The sequence below is a fragment of the Botryobacter ruber genome (assembly GCF_003347595.2).
GTDB classification, from domain to species: Bacteria; Bacteroidota; Bacteroidia; order Cytophagales; family Hymenobacteraceae; genus Pontibacter; species Pontibacter ruber_A.
Window position 1 is genome coordinate 41,398 of the sequence record NZ_QCZK02000010.1, and the last position, 21,889, is coordinate 63,286.

General features: G+C 50.7%; 12 protein-coding genes. All 12 read right to left on the reverse strand.

Annotation, left to right across the window (positions count from 1 at the left end):
* Positions 1-211: 211 nt before the first annotated feature.
* Positions 212-2,158, reverse strand: coding sequence for a glycoside hydrolase family 97 protein (locus DCW36_RS01680; RefSeq protein ID WP_164890999.1), 1,947 nt, complete (start codon positions 2,156-2,158; stop codon positions 212-214).
* A gap of 504 nt (positions 2,159-2,662) precedes the next feature.
* Positions 2,663-5,536 (reverse strand): glycosyl hydrolase, encoded by a 2,874-nt coding sequence (locus DCW36_RS01685; protein WP_114781770.1) that lies wholly within the window; start codon positions 5,534-5,536, stop codon positions 2,663-2,665.
* Positions 5,537-5,679: 143 nt separating this feature from the next.
* Positions 5,680-6,495 (reverse strand): polysaccharide deacetylase family protein, encoded by an 816-nt coding sequence (locus DCW36_RS01690; RefSeq protein WP_114781829.1) that lies wholly within the window; start codon positions 6,493-6,495, stop codon positions 5,680-5,682.
* A 71-nt stretch (positions 6,496-6,566) separates the two neighbouring features.
* Positions 6,567-7,055, reverse strand: a complete 489-nt coding sequence (locus tag DCW36_RS01695; RefSeq protein WP_114781771.1) for a hypothetical protein — start codon at positions 7,053-7,055, stop codon at positions 6,567-6,569.
* Positions 7,056-7,411: 356 nt separating this feature from the next.
* Positions 7,412-8,923, reverse strand: a complete 1,512-nt coding sequence (locus DCW36_RS01700) for a RagB/SusD family nutrient uptake outer membrane protein (protein ID WP_114781772.1) — start codon at positions 8,921-8,923, stop codon at positions 7,412-7,414.
* A 21-nt stretch (positions 8,924-8,944) separates the two neighbouring features.
* Positions 8,945-12,235, reverse strand: a complete 3,291-nt coding sequence (locus DCW36_RS01705; protein ID WP_240676006.1) for a SusC/RagA family TonB-linked outer membrane protein — start codon at positions 12,233-12,235, stop codon at positions 8,945-8,947.
* Between the two features lie 812 nt (positions 12,236-13,047).
* Positions 13,048-15,231, reverse strand: coding sequence for a hypothetical protein (locus DCW36_RS01710; protein WP_114781774.1), 2,184 nt, complete (start codon positions 15,229-15,231; stop codon positions 13,048-13,050).
* Positions 15,232-15,316: 85 nt separating this feature from the next.
* The gene (locus DCW36_RS01715; protein WP_128396931.1) at positions 15,317-15,634 is read right to left on the reverse strand and encodes a hypothetical protein; all 318 of its coding nucleotides are present in this window, start codon (positions 15,632-15,634) and stop codon (positions 15,317-15,319) included.
* 289 nt (positions 15,635-15,923) lie between these two features.
* Positions 15,924-17,624 carry a GH39 family glycosyl hydrolase gene (locus tag DCW36_RS01720; protein ID WP_114781775.1) on the reverse strand — a complete coding sequence of 567 codons (1,701 nt, stop codon included), beginning with the start codon at positions 17,622-17,624 and terminating at the stop codon, positions 15,924-15,926.
* Positions 17,625-17,796: 172 nt separating this feature from the next.
* Positions 17,797-18,471 carry a hypothetical protein gene (locus tag DCW36_RS01725; RefSeq protein ID WP_114781776.1) on the reverse strand — a complete coding sequence of 225 codons (675 nt, stop codon included), beginning with the start codon at positions 18,469-18,471 and terminating at the stop codon, positions 17,797-17,799.
* 275 nt (positions 18,472-18,746) lie between these two features.
* On the reverse strand, positions 18,747-19,187 hold the full coding sequence (locus DCW36_RS01730) for a hypothetical protein (RefSeq protein ID WP_164891000.1): 441 nt from the start codon (positions 19,185-19,187) through the stop codon (positions 18,747-18,749).
* A gap of 209 nt (positions 19,188-19,396) precedes the next feature.
* The gene (locus DCW36_RS01735) at positions 19,397-21,739 is read right to left on the reverse strand and encodes a beta-galactosidase (protein ID WP_114781778.1); all 2,343 of its coding nucleotides are present in this window, start codon (positions 21,737-21,739) and stop codon (positions 19,397-19,399) included.
* Between the last annotated feature and the right edge of the window lie 150 nt (positions 21,740-21,889).

Genomic DNA, 21,889 nt, shown 5'->3' on the forward strand with positions numbered 1-21,889 from the left:
GGTAACGCCAAACGGCTGGCTCCGGAAGCTTTGTGATGCCACACTTGTAAATCAGTTTATCCGGCAGGAACAGCAGAGGCTATGGTGGCAGGAGCAGTAAGGCATAAAGGACAAAAAGGAGCTATCAACAAACAGATAAGTACCGGACTGTAACCAGTACCATTGAAAAACCCGAAGCTGTGTATTCTCCTTTATAGCTATCCGGTTCATGCTATTTTTCAGGTGCTGTTTTTTTAGGCACAGCAGGGATGGTTGGCGGAAGCGCAGGGCGTGCCGATGGGGCAGGTACCTGTTCAGGGGCAGGTTCTGGCTTAGGAGCTGTTTTTGGGATTATTTTTTCAAACCGGCCAATGTACCCCCCGTACGGGTTGAGCGACAACTTCAGCGATGACCACCGCGACATGCGCCTGCTGTTAAGCGCCACGCTATCCTGCTTTCCGCTGGTGTCCGAAACTTCGTGCAGTGTATAATTGCCGCGTTTCAGGAAGGCCAGATCGACTTTTACCGTCTTGGCTTCGTCCTGCCCGTTCATGGCTGCCAGGAACCAGGTGGTTCCTTTGCGGCGGGCATACACTACCAGCTCCCCTATTTCGCTCTGGGGCAGCACGATGGTTTCGTCCCAGGTGGTGGGGATGCGCTGCATCATGCGTACGGCGGGGTTCTGGATAATACTTTGCGGATCGGCGGCTACAAACACAACAGGGGCACTAAGTACTGCCATACTGGCGATATGATGCGCCCAGGTAACTTCGCCACGCTGTTTGCCAAACTGAACGGGCACATAACCGGTGTGCCCGGCAAGCAAACGCGTAAAGGGCAGCGTTACATTGGCAGGCGCCCAGGGCGGATTCAGCTCCTGCCCCCGTACTACCTCCCGCGACATTTCGTTGGGCCAGGTGCGGATTTCGCCGGTTGGTTTGCCTGCCCCGCGAAACGATACCATCAGCTGTTGTGCTGCAGCATCTTGCAAGGCTGTCTGGCAAAACTGCACGATATCCTGCGCGTCGGGATCAACATCAAAGTACTCAATTTTTACGCCTGCAATTCCCAGTTCTTTGCACTTTTTGAAAAATGCTTTTCGTTCTCCTTCTTTTTCCAACCCGATAATGCCTCTCCGGTCCGGGTAGGCTTTCCAGACCCAGATCTTTACGCCTTTTTTGGCCGCGTACTCCACCAGTTCCTTCATCAGGTCCCAGTGGTCTCTTTTGCCTTCTTTCCAGTGTCCCCAGCCTTCGTCCACCAGGTTGTACTCATAGCCCAGGGCCGCTGCCTTGTCAGTAAAGTATTTCATGTTTTCCAGCGTGACCGGCCCCCGCCCCGCCAGGCCCGACCACACACACCTGCCTGGATCTACCCAGCGGGTATTGTAGGCGTTCGGGAAAAGCTTCCAGCTAAAGGCAGGCGACAAACTTGTCACCACATCGCTGTTCACCAGGGTATTCAGATCCTTCCCGACCAAAACCACGCGCCAGGGCGTCGACAGCTTGCCGGTTCTCCGGGTATCGCCGGCCAACTGGGCCGCAAAGCCTTGTTTGCCGTCTGCCACCAGCGACATACCGGCAAAGTTTACCAGGCCGGCTTCTGTAACAGCGGCATAGGCAGCTTTACCCGGTAACACAATGGTAGCCGGCAAACTGATCTGTTCATTCGCTTTAAATGCTTCAAGTTTCTTCCGGCTGTACGGGCTTTCGGAACCGTTGCTTTCGGGCTGCGACCACACGATGCTTCCGGCAGGAAAGTCAAAACGGGTCAGTTCTTTCTCTACAACTGCTTTGTCTTTGCTCTCAATAAGGTAACGAAACGCGACACCATCGTTAAAAACCCGTACATCCAACACAAAGGGAGCTTTTTCCGAGGCAACAGGTATACGGGCACCTTTGTATTTGTTGAGCGCCACCTGGTGCGCGCCACGGGTCAGATACTTTTCGTTTGCCGAATACTTCTCTGCTTTTCCCACCGTAGCGTCTTCTCCAAAAACCTGATCATCTACTACAAGCCCTAAGCGGGAGGAGGTGACAACAGGCGTTTTTTTATAGGTTACAGCATAGGTTAAACCGCCATCGGCACTTGCTACCGTCATTGTAACAGCCCCATCCGGACTCGTGATCATTACCGTGTTTTCGTCCTGCGCCGTAACGGCTGTCGTTGTAGCTATCAAAAAAATCAGCAGGCTAAACACCCGGACAACTGTATTTCTGAATTTTAGGAGCAGGTGAACCATACGCAATAACAGCAGCATTTATTAAGGATGTACATGATCTTCGGTTACGCACGCAGCTGCCACTGTTCGCATAGTTATGGCAGCTGCCGCTTTATTTTGTTGATACGTACAATGCACGATTTTATACCAGATCAACTACGTTTCCTTCCATCTTTCGGGCTGTATTTCTGTTGCAAAAATGGCTTTTCGGGTCAAAAAAGTGTTCTGCAGCTGCCACCATAGTCGCTGCTCCTCTTCCGGAGGGTCGGAGGCTATAAAAAGCAAACCTCGCGAACTGCAGCAGAACAGAACGCGTGGTTTGCCATTTTAAAACAGGAACTGCCGGAGGACAGGCAATGGTGGGAGCTACTGCAATGTAATTTTTTGGTACGATTGGGCAGGCGCGAGACCGGATTTTTAAATTACCCTTTTGGTACGATTGGGCAGGCGCGAGGCCTGCCCCTACTGGTTTCCTGCCACCATTGTGACGGGGGTTAATGTTACCGGGCCCAGCAGACCGGATGGCCGCGGCTGCCATTTGGCGGCGGTGAAATGGCCGTCGCTGCCGCGGTTTTCGGCTCTGCGGGCCGACATGTTGATGTTGTAAAATTTCTTCCACGCGATGTTGTTGCGGTCCAGGTAGGCTACGCGGTTGGCCATGGCATTCGATACATACACCTCCAGCACATTCTTTCTTTTTAGCAGCTTGTCCGGTACCGTCAGCTGGTAGGTTGGCCCGATGAGAGTGCCGAGTTCCGTGCCGTTTAGCACCACACGCGCGCTTTCTTCCACCCGGCCAAGGTCCAGGAGCCAGGCGTTGGCTTTGCCTTTTGGTTTGGAGAAGGAGAGCGTGTATTTGGCAGTTCCGGAAAAATCTTTCACTTCCTGTCCGCCAAACTCCGTCCAGGAGGTGAGGGTGGTAGTTTTTACATCGGCAGGCAGTTTTGGTCCGCCGGAAACAAAGCTTACGGTCCAGTTGCCTTTCAGTTCCTGCGTAGCGCCGGCTGATTTGGTGTAGGTATAGGGCGCCCCTCCGCTCACTGGTTTTTCAGAAGTTTCCAGGATGCAGGATTCGCCCGGCGCCAGTTGCAGGTACACACCCGTAGCGCCTCCCTCTGCTTTGCGGGTATTGGCATAGCCGGACTGTGCGGTGAGCGGATTATAGAGCGCAACCGCCTGGGCGTTGGCCTGTACCGGCACCCAGCCGTCAAACCCCTTGTCGCTCCAGTTGGCGATGAAATAGTAGTTACCGCCGTCGTGTTTGCGGCGGATGTACTGCAGGCCGTTGTCTACCATGGCTTCGCGCTGCACGCCGGCCAGGGGCAGCACCTGGTCCAGGTTGTCTGCCATCAAAAAGGCACCTTTTCCTACGGTAGCTTTGCGGGCACCGCCTGTTGCATTGGCGAAGTTCAGGCGGGCAGTCAGTTTTTTATACTTTTCCTGTCGCTCCTGCAGGTTCCCCAGCCCCGGCACATCCGCAGGAAGATTCTTGTAAATCACCACTATCGCTCCGGCTTCAGCCAGTTTCACGAGCTGCTCAAATGTTTCGAGCGGCACCAGGCGCGCATCCGGCACTACGATGGTTTTGTAGGTAATGCCGCCGGTCTTCAGCAGGTTATTCTCTGTTTCCAGCTTTTGCAGCTGCTTGTCTGAGATAAAGTCGAAGCTGTAGCCTTTTTCCTGCATTTCTTTTGCGCTGGCCTCCAGCCCGGTGCCCCGGAAGCCGTGGGCAATGCCATCGAAGTGCTGCAGCAGCGCGTTGCCGGGTTTGGAATAGGCATCGTAGATGGGCAGGTAAAGCAGCACATCGTTGTTCGGCTTACCCGCCTGCAGAAAGGACTGGCAGCGCGCCACATAACTGTTTAAAGTCGAGAAGTCGTTCCAGAAGGTATTGTTCGGGTTGAAGTGCACGGCCGCATAAAACAGCCAGCCCGGCCATTCCGCTGCCTGCGGCGAGTAGTTGGTGCCGTGGTAAAAGGTATGGTTCACGCCGCCCAGCAGGAAGAGGTCCATCGCTTTCTTCACATCGCGCAGCGCCGACAGGAAATGCTCGTTCTCCCAGGTAGCCGATTCGGAGGAAGTCAGTTTTTTGCCTGTGACATGAGCGGCAGAAGAAGCAAATTTTATCCGGTAGATATCGGTGCCTTCAATCTCGGGAATGTCGGTGGCTGCGTACAGGTCGAGGATGTTGGCCGGAGAGCCGTGCGCCTGGTTGCGGATGAGTGCGCCGTGCTTCTGCGCCCAGGCATCCCACTGCTTCGTGTAGTTCTCCAGCAGCAGGTCGGAGATGGTTTCCCGGTAGTCGCAGAGCACGCGCCTGTTGTTTTCCTCCGTACTTTGGCCGAACAAGGCAGGCAGGTGGTTCCGTAAATCATAGCCGCGGCGCGACCGGAATTCTTCGAACATACGGGGCGTCCAGTTGCTTTCGCCCTGGGCATCGTCCACTTCGTAAGAGTCGTTGAAGAAAGCCCGCAACGATTTGAGGTTGTGCCCCTGGAAGGCTTTATCAAAATGTTCCAGGTAATTATCGGTTGCCTGCTCGGAGAAGTGGTCGATTACATCGCCTTCGCCACCAGGGCCTGCGCGTTCCACCATTTTGCCATGCCACCCCTGGAACACGGCGTACAGGTTCCAGTTGCCGGTAGGCGCTTTCCAGTTCAGGTTGCCGTTCTTGTCTACCTTGTCCGTCAGGTTCAGCGTTTGCCCTTTATCGGAATAGGCCATCAGCGCCTGCAGGGGCAGCGGCCTCGGGAAGCGCACCTGGTCGAAGGCGTGCAGCTGCAGGTTCGGGTTCTTCACTATCGGGTCCTGCAGTTTGGCAATATCGATGCGCTCCCCCACCGTTCGCTCCAGCGGTTCCTGTATAAACTGCACCGGTTCCTTCAGGCTTTCTCCTCCTTTCAGGGTGTAGGTTTTATGCGCCACGTATTTGCAGGCATCCTCCGGACTCACCCACGGTCCGCCAAACGGCCAGCCCGACGCCTGCGCCATGTCCACGCCCATGTTCAGCCGCTCCCCTTCTTTCAGGGTATGCTGCAGCATGTCCATCCACTTTGGCGACAAGAAATTTATGAACTGGTCTTCTGTGCCTTTCACGCCGTAAATAGGAGTAATTTCCACGCCACCAAGGCCCGCCTGCTGGTACTGCTCCATGAGCCAGGTCAGGTCTTTCTCGTTTACGGCGCTGCCCATCCACCACCAGCGCGTCCAGGGTTTTGCTTCCTGGGTGATAGCTGGCCACGTTGGCTGTACCTGTGCCTGGCATGTGGCAGTGAAGCCAAGGAACAGGGCGATGCAGATGCCGATTGTTCTGAAAAGATGCGTTGGTTTTTTCATTTGAAATTGCAGTGAAAAATTATTGTTGGGGCGAACCCACGTGTTCGCCCATTGTTGCAGCCGATGCTGTTTGAATGGTTTTTCTGGTTCCATTTTGGGTGAACGTGTAATAATAGGGCGAACACGTGGGTTCGCCCCTACCATTATGGTTTATTTACCAGGTTCCGGAAATCGGGGGCGATTTGCTCTAATGCCTGCTCCGTGTTTACATATTTTTTTAAATCGCGCAGGGCGATAACTCTGTACTTGTTGTCGTGCAGGTACTTCATGTATTCCTCGAACAGCTCCGGTGGCGTGGTCACCCAGTCGTGGGCTATATCCGGGACGCCGTGTATCGTGAACACGACAATCTTCCCGTCTTTTGCCTGCTGCATGGCCTGTAGCACGCGCTCCTTGTCGGAGTCGGTGGCGCCGGTGGTGCTATAGCTCGGGATGAGGTACGGATGGTCAATTGCTGGACTGTAGGGACGGCTGCCCCCGGCACGGGCGAACTGGTAGCTTTTTTCCTGCAGCACTTCGATGGCTGCCAGGTTGGTACTGTAGCCCGGGTAGGCGAAGGTTTCGGGTTGCTTCATACCCAGCTCACGGCACTTGTTCTCGATATAGGCCAGCTCTTCCTTAAACCGGTCTTTGCTCATTTTGGTAACGTGGGTGTGCGTGCGGGTGTGGCTGGCTACCTCAAAACCGGCTTTGTCCAGCTGCTGCATCTGCTCCCAACTCATGTACTTGGTTTTATCGTCGAAATCAGGCGGAAACTCGCACACAAAAAAGGTAGCTCCAAAGTTATACTTCTGCAGCAGCGGCGCCACTAACGAGGCATGCGAAGCAGATGCATCATCAAATGTCAGTACAACCAGCTTATCGGGCACCTGCTTCCGTACAATTTGCCTGGAGGTGGTGCAGGCGGTGGTCAGGAGCAGCAAAATAGCATACCGAACTAACGCTTGTTTATAGCTCATAAAAAAGTATATCTCGTCTAAGATAATCATTTACACAAATACTTCACCGTAACACAAAATGATTAAGTGCTTCACAATGCTGTTTTACTTAGCCTTCCGGTTTTATAACCAAGGAAATAGATAAAACCGGTAAGGGCAACTTCTGTAGAAATCAGGAAAATTTCAGTTGAGGTATCTATGGCATTGGCAACCGGTTCATACTGGTTCGGCAAGGATGACAAAGGCGGGTATACTGTTGCGCCTCCGTTTAGTTGAAGAAAGAAGTAAAATTTGTGTAACTGAAATAACAGAAACAACCCAGCCAGCAGCAGTAGCGCCAGGATGATGTTACCTGGTATGGAGCTAAACCGCCGGACAGTTTCCTTTACCAGATAGATAAGGATTGCCACAAAGAAAAATATACCACTCCCGCTCAATGTCAAATAAGTATCGTGCAGATGGATATCAATACTTCCATCAATCAGGGGAATTTGCCCGAATGCCAGATAAAGGAATGCATGAGCGATAATAAGCAGCGACAACAGCCATAGCAATTCTGTCTTCCAGCCTTTTACGCTCATATTTTTTTAAATCGGTTGAATCTGTTCTACTTAACACCACCTCATCTGAGGCTCTTTCCACAGCCGTGGAAAAGTTGTAAAAAGGATAAAATTTATTTACTGCACCAGCCACCACAGCCTCTGCTCCTGTTATACCAGATAGTATTTACTCAGTTCCACAAAATTATTCCTCCTTTGTCATCCCCGTAGGGGACCTTGTGGGCGAACTGCAGTCAAACTAGCTACTGGAGGTCAAGTAATGGAAGGTCCTTTTTACTATTTGGTATTAGTTACTGGCAATATCCGGTTAGCAAGATATAAAAAAAGGGAACAGGTACATAAATACCGGTTCCCTTTTTGTGTCCTGTTATTCAGGTTTAATTGTACTCAGGATTCTGCTGGTAAAGTCCTCTTTTTACTGTTAACTGGTTAAATGGAATAGGATAAATGATGTGTTCAGCTATCATCACGTCCGCCATTCGGTTTAACTCATCCTCTTTTGGCAGCCACTCATTCATCTCTTCCAGCACTTTACCGTTGCGTACGAGCTCATGCCAGCGTAAGCCTTCTCCTGCAAATTCGCGCCTTCTTTCCTCCAGCAGCGAATCGAGGGTTACAACAGCAACAGGCAATAAACCGGCTCTTTCTCTTACCATGTTTACAATATTAAGAACATCCAGCATAGTACCACCCGATCCGCCATGCAGAATGGCTTCCGCTTTCATCATTAGCACATCGGTGTAACGGATCAGCGGGAAGTTTATAGGCCAGTCGAAACGGTCGGCGATATCGCTCGCTTTGCTCACATCCAGAAACTTCTTGTAAAACGACCTGGTTTCCACAAAGCCGTTTACATCGGTAAATCCTTGCTGGAAGTTAAATGCTTTACGAACATCGTTCGCCTGGTAAGCATTCAGCAGGTCTTCGGAAATAGGTCGCATTTCCACGCTCGACTGGGGCAGCGGAACACCCGGCGTAGCATTAAAATAGGATGGTGTACCCATATAACCTGGCAGTGTGGTTCCAAGGCCGTTTCCGCTTCGGAACTGAATGTCGAACACGATATCCGGGTTGTTTTCGTTGGTGTACGAAAAAATACTTGGATAACTGTTTACCCACGAATACGGGCCGTTGTTGATGACATCGTTAAGCAAAGTGATCGCCTGTGTATATTCGTTTACTCCCAGTCCGGGTCCTTCTATGCCGTAGGTTGGCCCTGAACGGGTTAAGTGAACACGCGCCAGTAAGGCTTTGGCAGCCCAGGAAGTTGCTCTTCCTCTGTCTGTAGCAGAAGTATAGCTAGGAGGAAGTTTTTCAATGGCTGTATTCAGGTCAGAGATAATAACCGTGTACACATCAGCAACAGGACTACGTGGAATATCCAGTGCCGCGGTAGGCGAAACTACACTGGTAAATAATGGAACTTTTCCGAACCACCGTACCAGGTCGAGGTAATAAAAGGCCCGCAAAAACCGGGCTTCCCCCTCTAACCTGTTTCTCATAGCTTCATCAGGTACCAGTGTTGCATTAAGCCGATCCAGAACCGTATTAGCACGCATGATCCCATTATAGTTGTTGTTCCATGCCTCCTCAATCAGCTCGTTATTTGACAGGTTCCTTACAAGATCATTAATTGGGTCCCAGGGTCTTACACCGGTTGTGGAGGAACCCGCAACGTTATCCGACCTGGTTTCGGAAAGGTCATAGTATCGGTCGGGAACAGGACGCAACTGTGCATATATGCCATTTACAGCCTGCACAAAGTCAGCAGTGTTCCGGTAAAAATTTGCCGCACTGGCTTCTGATATAGGAGCCTGATCCAGGTTATCTTCGCAGGATACCAGCCCCAGCACTAATAAGAAGGAAATAATTGAAGTTATCTTTTTCATCGCTGTTATCTTTTCTGGTTATTAGAATGTCAGGTTCAATCCGAAAGTCATCGCCTTCGACAGCGGGAAAGCGCCATAGTCATCTCCTACCAGCGCACCGCCATCTGCGTTGTTTACTGCTTCCGGGTTAAAGCCACCTGCATAATCGTCTCCTCCGAACCAGTTTTCTGCGCTTACATAAATACGGGCTCCCTGCACAATTTTTTTGCCACCAATGGTACCAATCAGGTTACCCAGGTCATACCCCAGTGTTATGTTTCGAACTCTCCAGTAATCAGATTCATAAAGCCAGGCAGTACTCTTCAGGAAGCCAAAGCTCGAATTAGCCTTGCCGCGCTCTCCTGCACCTGGATTTTCAGCCGATCTCCAGCGGTCGCGGTGGAAACCTAAGGTATTCTCAACAATTCCCTGGCCAGGTCGGTCCATCGCACGGCCAAACATGGAGTAGAGATGTCCACCATTCTGCCCCTGCACCAGCACTCTCAGGTCAAAACCTTTGAAGTCGAAGGTATTGGTGATACCCCACACATAGTTCGGGTTTGGATGGCCTACCACCACGCGGTCATCATCATTGATCAGGCCGTCATTATTTGCATCCACATACCTGGGGTCACCGGCCTGTTGATTGCCATAAAGCGCTACGTTGTTGTTGATGTCTTCCTGCGTCAGAATACCATCCTGCTCCACAACATAGATGCTCCAGATAGGCAGTCCTACTCTCAGAAGCCGGTGGCCTGTTCCGTATGAACCTGTTTCAATAGGCGCATCATTCGGACCTAATTTTTTAACCTCATTGCTGTTGTGGCTAAGGTTTACGCTTGTTGTCCAGTTAAAAGCACCCATGATATTTCGCGTGGTTAACTCAAGTTCCCATCCTTTGTTAAGCACTTCTCCAATATTGGTAAGCGCAACGCCAAAGCCGGAAGCTGTAGGCACGGGAATTCTTAACAGCAAGCCGGAGTTAAGTTTTGTGTAATAGTCAAAAGAGGTGAAGATCCTGTTTTCCCAAAGTCCCATATCCAGGCCAACATCAATGGTTCGGGACTCCTCCCAGCTAATGTTCGGGTTGGGAGCGTTAATAGGTACCTGCCCCGTTGCTATGTTACCACCAAACGTATAATTTGAAAAATCAAGAAGGGCAATGTGCTCATAGTTGCCTATAAAGTTGTTACCGGAGATCCCCCAGCTTCCTCTTAATTTAAGGTTGTTAATGACCTCTAGACCGTCCATGAAGCTCTCCTCTGAAAGTCTCCATCCCACTGATGCCGACGGAAATGTTCCCCATTTTGATTCTTCACCAAACCTGGAAGAACCATCGCGACGGATAGTAGCACTAAACAGGTATTTTTCGGCAAAATTATACTGAACCCTGCCAAAATAAGACAGCAACGTGTGCTTGTTTTCTGTTGTAAACGTTCTGCTGTTGCGGGTATCTATGCTGTTAGCAGCGTTCAAGGTGGTGATATCATCTGTTGCAAAACCGCCGGTGCTTCCAATTCGCCAGTTATTGAACATACCCACATTGTAAGCTGTACCCAATACAGCTGAAAGATTATGTCGTTCCGCAAACGTTTTATCATACGACAAGGTATGTTCGGTCACAAACGTCTGCCGGCGGTATCCGCTGAAAGTTCCCGATGCCTGCCTGTTTCCGCGCTGACCGCTTACAAAAGAAGGCCTGAAACTTTTATCATTGTTATCAGAATGATCGAGGTTTACCGTACTTCTAAGCCTTAGTTGATCAAAGAAATTATATTCGCCATAAACGGTCATCAGGGTTCTGAAGATTTTGGTCTCCCCGATGGAGTTTTCTATTACCCGTACCGGGCTGTTTCGCGACACGCCCCAGGCATAAGGCACATTATCGCCGATGTTCACATCCAGCCCTGTGCTTGCTTCCACAACCGGGTTAAAGCCTACCGCAATATGCATTTGCTGGTCTTTCCCCTCTACGCCGGGGTCGTTGGCAATCGAATAGGTCGGGTTCAGGTTCAGGCCGAATTTCAGTCTTTCATTTGCTTTTACCTCAACGTTGGCTCTTGCCGAATAGCGTTCATAATCCAGGCCTATGGCAATACCCTGCTGGTTCAGGTAATCGCCAGACACGAAATAGTTCACCGCATCGGTACCGCCAGAAGCGCTCACCTGGTAGTTCTGTACAGCACCTTTCCGGAAGAGCTCATCCTGCCAGTCCACGATCTGCAGTCCCGGATAGCCCGGCTGCAGCCAGCGTTCGTCAATCATCATGCCGGCGTTAAAGCGCCCGAGTATGGCAGTTCGTTCGGCGGTTGTCTGGTCGGCTGTTCTGCCCGCCCCGGAATTTACCCAGTTGTAATTAGCCATTTCGATGGCCCTGTCGATCCACTCTTCGCCGCTGAGCACATCCAGCTTTTTAGCTGTTTCGTTCCAGCCGGCATAGGTACTGAATGTAATCCGCGGCTTACCGCTTTTACCGGACTTGGTTGTAATGATCACCACCCCGTTTGCGCCGCGTGACCCGTAAATAGCGGCCGCCGAAGCATCTTTTAACACCTGGATAGACTCGATGTCGTTCGGGTTGATGTTATCCAGCGGGTTACCTCCACTAAACTGCCCTGTAGGACCCGCCGCAGACACATCGAGCGGGAAACCATCGATTACATAAAGCGGCTCATTTCCTGCTGTAATCGAGCCGGCACCTCTAACTTTTATGCTGAATGCCCTGCCCGGCACGCCGCTTGTCTGCTGGACCTGTACCCCAGCCATCTGCCCTACCAGGGCCTGGTCTACCCGTGCAATCGGGCGTTCTTCTATGGCCTCGGCATCCATTACAGCAACAGCGCCTGTAATATCACCTCTTTTCTGTGTTCCATAACCGATTACCACTACTTCTTCCAGCGATTTGGTATCGGGCTGTAACCTGACATTAATCGTAGCGCGGTTGTTGACCTGAATTTCCTGCGAAACATAACCAACATACGAAACTACAAGCGTGGAATTACCATCCGGCACCGTGAGCGAGAAGTTACCATCAATATCTGTTACAGTTCCGGTTGCGGTCCCTTTTACCTGAATGGTTACACCAGGCAATCCTTCTCCTTTGTCTCCTGTTACACGACCACTAACATTAAACTGAACAGGTTTTTCAGCTATGTCTCTTTCAGAATAACTACTTCCTGATACAGGCATAGCAACAGTTGTCGAAGTATGAAGAGCCAGACCATCCGGAAGTGGTGTTGCTAAATGATGCTCCGCGTGGGCCAGATTCAATCCAAGCCCTAAGAGAGGTAAGCCCCAGAAGATTTTCCGGGCACTGCAGTACTTGTTTTTCATAAAACCAAATGCTTTAAATATTAACACTTACTCATTTAATCAAACTTAAAGTTACGGTACTTTTACCACATACGCATCCTGCGGTATCCTGTACATACATTAATCAAATTTAACATTTCGCTAAATACACCCTTGTTGTAAAACAAATTTTCATATATAAATAAATTATTCAAAACATTTTTCCCATTATCACAATCTTATTTACATAAGTAAACAAAAATGCAACAACTTAAAAATGTGATTTTTTGAAGGGCAACAAAAAATAACAACAGAAAAACAGCTAACTAATATTAGTATTACCACAAATACTACCCTAAATACGTATGTGTACTAAAATCGGCCAGAAAGCACCTAATTTTCTGGGAATGTGGCATTTGAAAACCCAGAATCCAGATAATGTCTTGATAGTTCTTCTGCTTATCCTGTAAATCTCAATAGATTAGAATACTTTGGGTTGTGAACAGGCAGGAAAGCTGCAAGAAGCGTGGTGGCTGTTGTGATTTAACCAACATGTATACTGGCTACATAGAACCAGCGAAACAACAGGAACACCTGTGTAGCTTTCTGGTTAAATCAGGTTTTGCTTATGCAACCTGGGAAGAAATAAGTAATCAAATCAATCAACAACACACTAAACTTTATTTCCGAGGCTGTTGGGCAGAGTAATATCCCCGGAAATGAAACTTACCAGTAGCAGTGGCTGTGGTGGCTGGAGTACGACTGGCAATGAATGGGGCGGTGCATGATTGGGAACAGTGGGGCGGGAACAATGGATCGGTGCATGATTGGGCAGGCGCGAGGCCTGCCCCTACTTACGGCATCTTATGCAGTCCCTCCCACCTTACTTTCCACTTGCCGTTGTCCGGGAAGCCGGGGGTTGGCTTATCGGGGGCGCCGTCCCATCCTGCTGCCATCATGGCTACTGCCGATAACAAAGCGCCATTACCGGGCAGGTAGATGCGCAGGTTGTCGTCCTGGTAGTTGTGGCCGTTGGGGAGGTAGGTGTTTTTCTGCACATCCAGCAGCAGCGCATCGACGGCTTTTTCGGGGAGACCGAGGCGGGCGGCACTCATAGCCATCATCGGGTAATCCCAGCCCCAGGTGGTTTGCCACTGCCAGTCCCGGAATATTTCGTGGAAAGTATTCGTCATGATGTTTTTTTCCACGAAGGACGTCTGCGGCAGCAGCCCGTAAGCACCCAGTACCATAGGGTGGTCGATGCGGAATTCCTGCTCCCTGTACGACTCAGGGTGCGATGCGCTGGGCAGGTACAGGTTATCATCCGACACGGCCAGCGGCGCCATGTTCTGCAGCACTTCTGCCCACTTCTTGTTTTCCGGCAACCCCAGGCGCTTGCGCCACTCCTGTGCTTTGGCCAGACCGTAGCGCCAGTAGGCCAGCTCGAACGGCGGGTCGTTTGTTTCTTCGGGCGGGAAGAGCTCCTGCGCCGGGATGAGCGGGGCGTCGAGGTGGTATTTGCCGTCTTTCTCATCGTACTTGGCAAACGAAGCCATAAAATCCGCCGTCGCGAAAACCAGGTCTTTGTACGCTTCCAGCGTTTCTTTGGTAGGCTTCTGGCGATACACCAGTTCGGAAAAATAGATGATGTGGGGCTGCTGCCAGATGAGGTAGGTACCAATGCTGGACGGGCTTTCGTTGCCCTGCGGGTCGGTCATTTTGGGCCAGCGTACGCCTTCATAGCCCTGCCACGCTGCCGTGGCCTTGGCTTTGTGCAGTATCTTTTCGTACCAGGGCAGACTTTTCTCGAGCAGGGGCAGGCGGTCCCAGAGGGCAAAATGCACGCCGTGCCACCAGTGCATCTCCAGGTGGAATTTCCCGAACCAGCTGTTCATGGTCAGACCAGTTTCCTGCGGCGGCAGTTTACCGGCACATTGAATTTTGGTGAGATACTGCGACAACACCACCCTTCGCTCCAACTCGTTTGCCCGCGGGTCGGTGGAGCCACTGAAGTCGACAGCGCCGCCACTGGTCCAGAACTTCTCCCAGCCTTTTTCGCTGTTCTCCTGGGTAATGTTAAAATCGGGTAGCGCTTCTTTGCTCCCTCTCGGGCTGAAGACGGCGCTGAACTCAAAAGCATCTGAGCCGGCTGCCGGCGTTAGTTCGAACTGGTGTTTCTGCTTTTCGGCAAAGCTGCCGCCGCTGTAGCGCACGTCGGTAAAGTAACGGGTGGAGTCGAGCTGGCGCTGCAGTTGCACCTGGTTGGCTCCTTTTTGAATTAAGGTTGTCTTATGCTGGTCGGGCTGCTCCCAGTTGTAGCCGCCGCAGGTATGGCAGTCGGCTCCGTAAGGAAATTTAAAGGAAACTTTCAGCCTGTTCTGTTTTAGCAGCGGCGAAGTGATGCGGGCGGCGATGCCGTCCTGCTCCTGGTGCCCGTACAACTCTACCGTTACCGGCTCACCCTCTACTTCGAACCGGCTTTCGATGTTGCCTGTCCAGAGGTTGAGCTGCTGCTTTATGTTTTTTAGCTCCTGGATGGGCACCTGCTGCCCGTTCTTTTTCAGGAGCACCAGGCCTATCATGCCCAGGTGCAGGCGCTGCGGGTTGGTACGGAGCCAGTGGGTAGCGGCTCCTTTGCGGCCTTCGGTATGCTGCACCGGAAACGGCACCACCTGTCCGGTGCGGGTTTTGTGGCGCACGGTCACATCTTCCAGAGTATACTTTTCATTGGTGGGTGTCACATGCCAGCCCCACTGCGCCATTGTTCCCAGCGGCACGCCTTTGTCGTAAAACTCGGGGTAGCTTTGCAGACCGGTCACATCCACGGTAAACGCAAACTCACCGTTACCAACGGAAAGTGAGCTCATGGTGTCGGGTTTGGTGACGGTGATGTTGTGCCGCGTTACGAGCGCTTTCCGGTCGATGGCAGCTGAAATGGTCTGCACCGTGCTGTCGGTGCTGTTCTCGCGGGAGGTACAGCCGCAGAACAGCGACAGGGTAGTGAGGAGGGTGATGACGTACTGTATGTTTTTTTTCATGCGGTAAGGTTGGGGTGCTGTTTTTTAGTTCCTGCCGCCGGTTGAGCGTCAGCGGTAACTTGTGGTATGAAAAGGTATTGTATTTTTACATAGAACCTGTATTGCCTCTTATTAATTTGTTATTCTGGTTGTAGACAAGAACTTCAGTAAAGTCATAACGCCGTAATTCAACATCCAGAGAATCCAGCGTCTTTGCATTCACTTCTTTTTTTAAGGTTATTTGCGCATAGTTTGGATAGCATGGCACCTGTTGTAATTCAAGGCTCTCTGCATAATGGGTGTTTACAGATTGAATAAAATCTCTCAAATCTCCTTTTGGCTCCCCGCACATCTTCTCCGTCAACCAGTCGCATGAGCTCAAACTAAAGATTAACATTATAGCTATAAGAACACTTTTACTCATTGCGCTTTTTTGATTCTAATCCTAGCGATTCATTTCTTTAAAACAGAATTTGAAATATAAACACAATTCCTCTAAAATATTCACTCTTCCTCCTTTTGTCATTCTGACAGAATGACAAAAGGAGGAAATGAGGTCCAAAATCAATGATTGAATAAAAGTTCTTCAACTCCAGGAACAAAAATTCTGCTGCACCTGCCACCATTGCCACTGCTGCTGGTTTATTAGCACGGAAGCAGCTGGCTCAGACGCTCCGAGGTCGTTTGGAGTTGGCTGCTTCTCCTGTTTACCCTTACCAATCCAGCTTCAGCAGCGACACGCCTTGTGACGGCAGGTTGAAACTGACATTCGCTTTTCCGTTCTTCACTTTCAGCTTTTCGGGTTTTCCGACTGTCTTAAGCTGGCCGGCTTTTTCCAGTTCGGTTATTTGTGCTTGCGTGGGATTCTGGGGCGAGCCCATCTTCTTCCAGACTTCGTAGGAGTTGCTGTGTTCGTGGTCGATGCGGTAGTGGGTGAGCTTTACCGACTTTACCGGGATGCCTTCCAGGTTTACCTGCACGGGTGCTGCCGGAACGGGCACATCGTCGTCGTGGTAGTTCCAGACCATCACGGCTGCTGTTTTCTTATCTGCAGTTGCGAAGGCGCCGATGTCGCGTTGGCTTTCCCGGATACTTTTGTCTACTACTTTTTTCAGGTTGTACATCTGGCTGGCCTGCACGTCGGCTCTTGTGCCCTGCATCATCCCGAACATCCGGAACACGTTCAACACCGGTTTGTCTACGCCGTTGGTAGCCAGGTCGCGGAAGCCGTAGAACCAGGGTTGGTCTTCGAACTCAAACGACCACGACACGGCGCCGAGCAAATTAGCATTGAGGGAGTCGGCGAGGGCATATTTCCGGGCGAATGAAGCGGCGGTGTAGCTGGAGTACATGGTGCCGTTGCGGTAAGCATTTTCGGGGTTGGTGGCCATGCCACAGGCGGCACAACCTTCGGGGTCCGACTCGCCGATGATGATGGGCAGGTTTTTAACTTCCGGATACGAGGTTACTATTTTAAAGCCGCTGGCGATGTCGCGGAGCTGGCGGCCCATGTCCATACGCACGTGGCCTTCTACTACGCGGGGTGCGCCTTTGGCATGATAGGCAATAAAATCGAGCGGCGAACCGGTTTCGCCGGTCACGTAATTTTTACCCGAAATGCAGTGCTGCAAAAAGGCGTGCAGGAACTTCGCGCCCCTGCTGCCTGCCGGACCCGTTACATGCGGGCCCCCAAACTTAATCGTAGGCAAGGCTCTCCTGGCGGCGTGGGCGCTGTAGTCGTAGAGCTTGAGGTATTCGTCGGTGGTGCCGCCCCAGTAGGGACTGTCGGGTTCGTTCCAGAGTTCCCAGTACCAGCTTTCCACTTCCTCTTTGCCATAACGCTCCACCGAGTGCTTCACCCACTGGTACACCAGCTCCGCCCACTTTTCGTAGTCTTTAGGAGGTTGTGTCCAGCCGGTGTAAATTTCGTTGTAGGGGCGCCCGGGTTTCCAGTGGTGCCGGTAAGGCTGCGGTTTCACGGACAGGGCTTCGGGCATAAAACCAATCTGCGCCAGCGGCTTCATGCCCCGCTGCACATAGGTATCGAAAATGCTGTCGATGATGGCCCAGTTGTAGACGGGGTTGCCACTGGCGTCTTCGGTGTAGGCGTTGGTAGAGCCCCATTTCAGGGCAGCGGTGCCGTCGCCGGTTACCAGCAGGCTATGCGCCCGCACATACACCGGCACCGGGCTGAGCTCCGCCAGTTCGGTCAGCAGCTTTTTGCCGTCTTTCATGTAGGTGTAATTGGGCTCGTCGTAGCCAAACCAGGCCCAGGCAGGGTACATGGGGCCTAGTTCCTTACTGAAGTTAACGGTAATGCTGGCTTTTTCGCCTCCGTCATTTTGCGCGGAGACAGGGGCAAGTGCCAGCCAGAGGAGGCAGAGGACGAGGGATGGAAGCAGGCTTTTGCGCATTTTATGTTTCCTTTTTGGTTGGTAAATTTTGTTCTGAACCTGCCACCATTGCCACGGCTGCTGGTTGGGGTGGGAATTATTTTATGATACCCTGAGAAGTTTTGTTAAGTGCTGGTCTATGAAACTTGCAAGGCTTCAGCTGAGGTATACATGATAGCAGCACGTTTACCTATTAGAAATCAGCTTCATAACCATGTCCCCTTTGCCCCCACCACAATAGCCATTTTGCAGCTGAGAACATTATATGAGCTTTGCTTTCAGGAGTATCTTCATCAGAATCAGGCGGAATTCTTTGATTTTTTAAATACTGTAAATTACGTTGTGCTGCATAATCGTCGGCAATTTTCATTAGTCGGTTACCAAAATCTACTGTATCTCGGGCAAGTTGGGAGGTATACGCTTCCTCTAGCATTTCTTCCCTGATTATAGGTTTACAGTCATGCAAGAATTGCCCCCTGAAAATATGAGGCTCATAATGGGGTGCAATGTATACTGGAACACCATCACTTTCCGGAGCAAGTTCAACTACATAATATCCATACATTGATTGGAGAAACTCCTCAAGCGATTGGTCCTTATCTGTACGCTGTTCATAAATACTTTTAGCCCACTCATCAGCACTTTCATCAAAGCCAACACGTGGTGCTTTAAGTGTTTCATATGCAGGAATAGATATTTCAAGAAAATGCTCCAATAGTTCTTCTTGGCTTTTCTGCTTCTTACTAAATAAACTACCTAAAAATGAAGTACTTTCTTTCTTCTTTCCTGACAGTACAAGAAAAATATCTTCATATTCTTGTTCTCTACCTGCCAAAGGCTTGTTCAACGGCTTCCAATCAAGTCCCATTTACTCTTAATATTAAAGATGCAACAGCAGGAAATTACGCAAATAAATCTTTTAATTCCCAAATCTAACGAATCCTAGTTCAGACAAAAAACTGCTGCACCTGTCACCATTGCCACTACTGCTTGTTTGTCTGAATTTGGATTCGTCAGATTTTTGGATTAATCGGATTACTTTTCACTAACCAACCTCAGCCGGAAAAAAATTAAGTGATTATGATAAGTCTAGACGAAGCTATATGCAAAAGTATAAGCTATGCTTTTTAGCCAGTCATGTTGTTATACTTCTAATAACACATCTTCTTTTGTCATTTCTGAAGTAAGTACCACCTTTTTTTTAAGTGTCCCTGCTACTGCATATAGGTATCCTAAAATAGCTTGATGGTCTTCTATTGTTTTGACTTGCTTCGGGTCAATGTCACATTCCATTTCTGCTTCATAATGTAAGTAACAAATGACAGTTACATTACCCAACTTTATAGATGCTTTATTCACATCTATAAAGTTGTCGGGAACATTAAAATAATTAAGCAGCTCTTCAACATTTACTTTGTTTTCAACCTTTTGTATCCGTCCGTTATAGAATTCTACCTGAAACTTTTCATTAACTAAATTACTCCATGCTATCCAATCTTCCTTGTTTGTGTCAAAAACATAGATATCTCTCAAAGAGCCGTCTTCATAGTAGATTTCTTTCTTGATTGTCTCCCAATTTTTCATTGTTACAGTTTTAGATAAATTGCTATCAGCAGAAATCCCCTCAAAAAATCCTTTAATCCACAAATCCCACGAATCCAAATTCAGACAAAAAACCTGCTGCACCTGCCACCACAGCCACCGCTGCTGGTTTTTATAAGTGGGAGCTGCTGGCTCAGACGCTCGGAGGTCTTGAAGACGCTCCGAGGTCGTGTTGCGCTACTGCTTCTCCCCTACAACTTAAACGGCTCTTCCTTCACATACACCTTATACTCCTTAATCATCCCTGCTGTGCTTTTGTCGGAGCGGGGGAGGTAGCGGAAGCCTTTGATGCGGAAGGTTTCGCCCAGGTCGATGACTACCTGGTGCGGGTGTGCTGGTTTTTGGCCGGTGCGCTGGGTTTGCCAGAACGTGGATTCCTGGTTGTCGAAAACTTTGTCGGCGGCGTTGTTACCGGCGGTTACTTCTTCGCTGTCGGCGTACACGACTTTCCAGCGCAGGGTATGGAGCGGGTTGCCGTTTATATCGAGCAGTTCCAGTTCCGCAACAGAAGTAAAGGGGTCTTTTTCCTCCTGCGCATTCAGGGCCTCCAAGCAGAAATAGCGACCATGCTGCACCTGGTCGAAGTTTACTTCTTTCCACCCGTTACCGGCAGGGAAAGCACCGGCTGCAACAGGCGTTTCGTTCGCCAGGTTCAGTTGCTGCCCCTTGGCCCGGTGCAGCAACGACTCGTCAGGCCTTAACTCATCAAGGATGGGTTTGGTCAGACCAGCTACTTTTGCTTCACGGGGCACATCCACATCCAGCACGATAATTTCGTTTTTGCCTTTTTTAAGCCATACGCCAGGCATGAAGAGTGTCTGCTGCGGACCTATTTTCCAGAAGCGGCCCAGGTTGTAGCCGTTCACCCACACCATGCCTTTGCCCCAGGTGCTCACATCCAGGAAGGTATCGCCGGTTTCGTTCACGTTAAATGTGCCCCTGTACCAGCCTGGCCCGTTGGCGCTCCCCTTTTTGAACTTCACTTTTTTCTGGAAAGCATAATCTACCGGGAAATTGTAGACCTGCCAGTTTTTGATTTCGGTGGTGTTGGTGCCGTCGGAGATTTCCACTTTCTCGGTAATGCCTTTGCGGTCGATGATGGCATTGCCGTAGTTCACACGCCCCGTTGCTTCCACCAGGATGTCGAGGCGGGCATCAGCGGCTGTGGTGGGTAGTTCTACCGTGTTGTCGCCTCGCCGGCGGTCGAGTTTGCCGATGGGCTTGCCGTCTACAAACACCGTAGCCCAGTCGTGCAGGTCTGTGATGATGAGCTTGCGCCTTTCCGATGAGGCCGGTATGGTGGAACGGTACAAAATGCGGCCCCAGCCCTGGTCGAACATTTCCATGGGTTGGATGTCGCGCGATTGCTTTGGTTTGGGCAGGTTGTCGAACAGCGGCGCACTTTCTTCCAACTGGAAAGCCGGAATGGCAATGATGGGTTTAGCAGCCGGAATTTCGCCCAGCGTTTCACCGGGCTGTAGGTAGTTCTTCAGGAGGTCGCGCACGGCAAAGAATTTCTCGGTGGTATTGCCCTGCTCGCCAATGGGAGCGTTGTAGTCGTACGACGTAGCCATGGCCGAATAAGGTGGTGCATTGGCGCCGCCCCACTGCCCGAAGGAGGTACCACCGTGAGCCATGTAGAGACTGAAGGAGATGCGGCGGTCCTGCATGTCTTTGAGGCTGCCGATAAAGCTGCTCACCGAACGGGTTTCGTGCGGACGCCCCCAGTGGTCGAACCAGCCGGTCCAGTACTCGCTGCACATGAGCGGCAGGTTCGGGTAAATCTCCTGAAACTTCCTGAACTGGTTGTCGATGTTGGAACCGGCGCCGAAGTTGAGGGTGGTGGCAACGCCGTCGAGCTTATATTTGTTGAAGTTGGAGGACCAGTCGCAGCGGAAGAGCTCTACTTTATCGAAACCGGCATTGCGTACGGCATCGCGAATCTCCTCCATGTATTCCTGTTCGCTGCCGAAGGTGGCATACTCGTTCTCCACCTGCACCATGATGATGTTACCGCCATTCTGAATCTGCAGGGGCGCGAGCTGCTTGCCTACTTCTTTCAGGTACTTGCGGGAGCGGTCCAGGTAATATTCATCTTTGCTGGTGCGCACCTGCACGTCCTGCTTCTTGAGCAGCCACCAGGGCAGCCCGCCCATGTCCCACTCGGCACAGGCATAAGGGCCCGGACGCACGATGCAATACATACCGTTGTCCTGCACCAGCTTCACGAACGCCGCCACATCATTCTGCCCTTTGAAATTATACTGCCCTTCCTGCTGCTCGTGCAGGTTCCAAAAGAGGTAAATGCAGACGGTGTTCATGCCCATGGCTTTGCTGAGCTTGATGCGGTGGTCCCAGTACTCCTTCGGAATGCGCGGGTAGTGCAGTTCGGCTGCCCGTATAACGAAAGGTTTGCCGTTCAGCATGAATTCCTTGTTGCCGACTTCAAAGGTGCCGGGTTTGGCTTTGGTGCTCTGGGCATAGCTAAGGGTGGTTAGCAACAGCAGGAACAAGAGCAAGGGTAACTTTTTCATATAGAATGTACTGGCAAGTACTTTTGGTCTTTTATCAAAAATAGGCATCTGCTTTATGATTAGCAAAGTAGGTTCGGCTGGTTGCGAAGGAATCAGATTTCACCCTCCTGTTCTGGATAATTTACCCCCTGAAGAATGGGACAGTTTTAA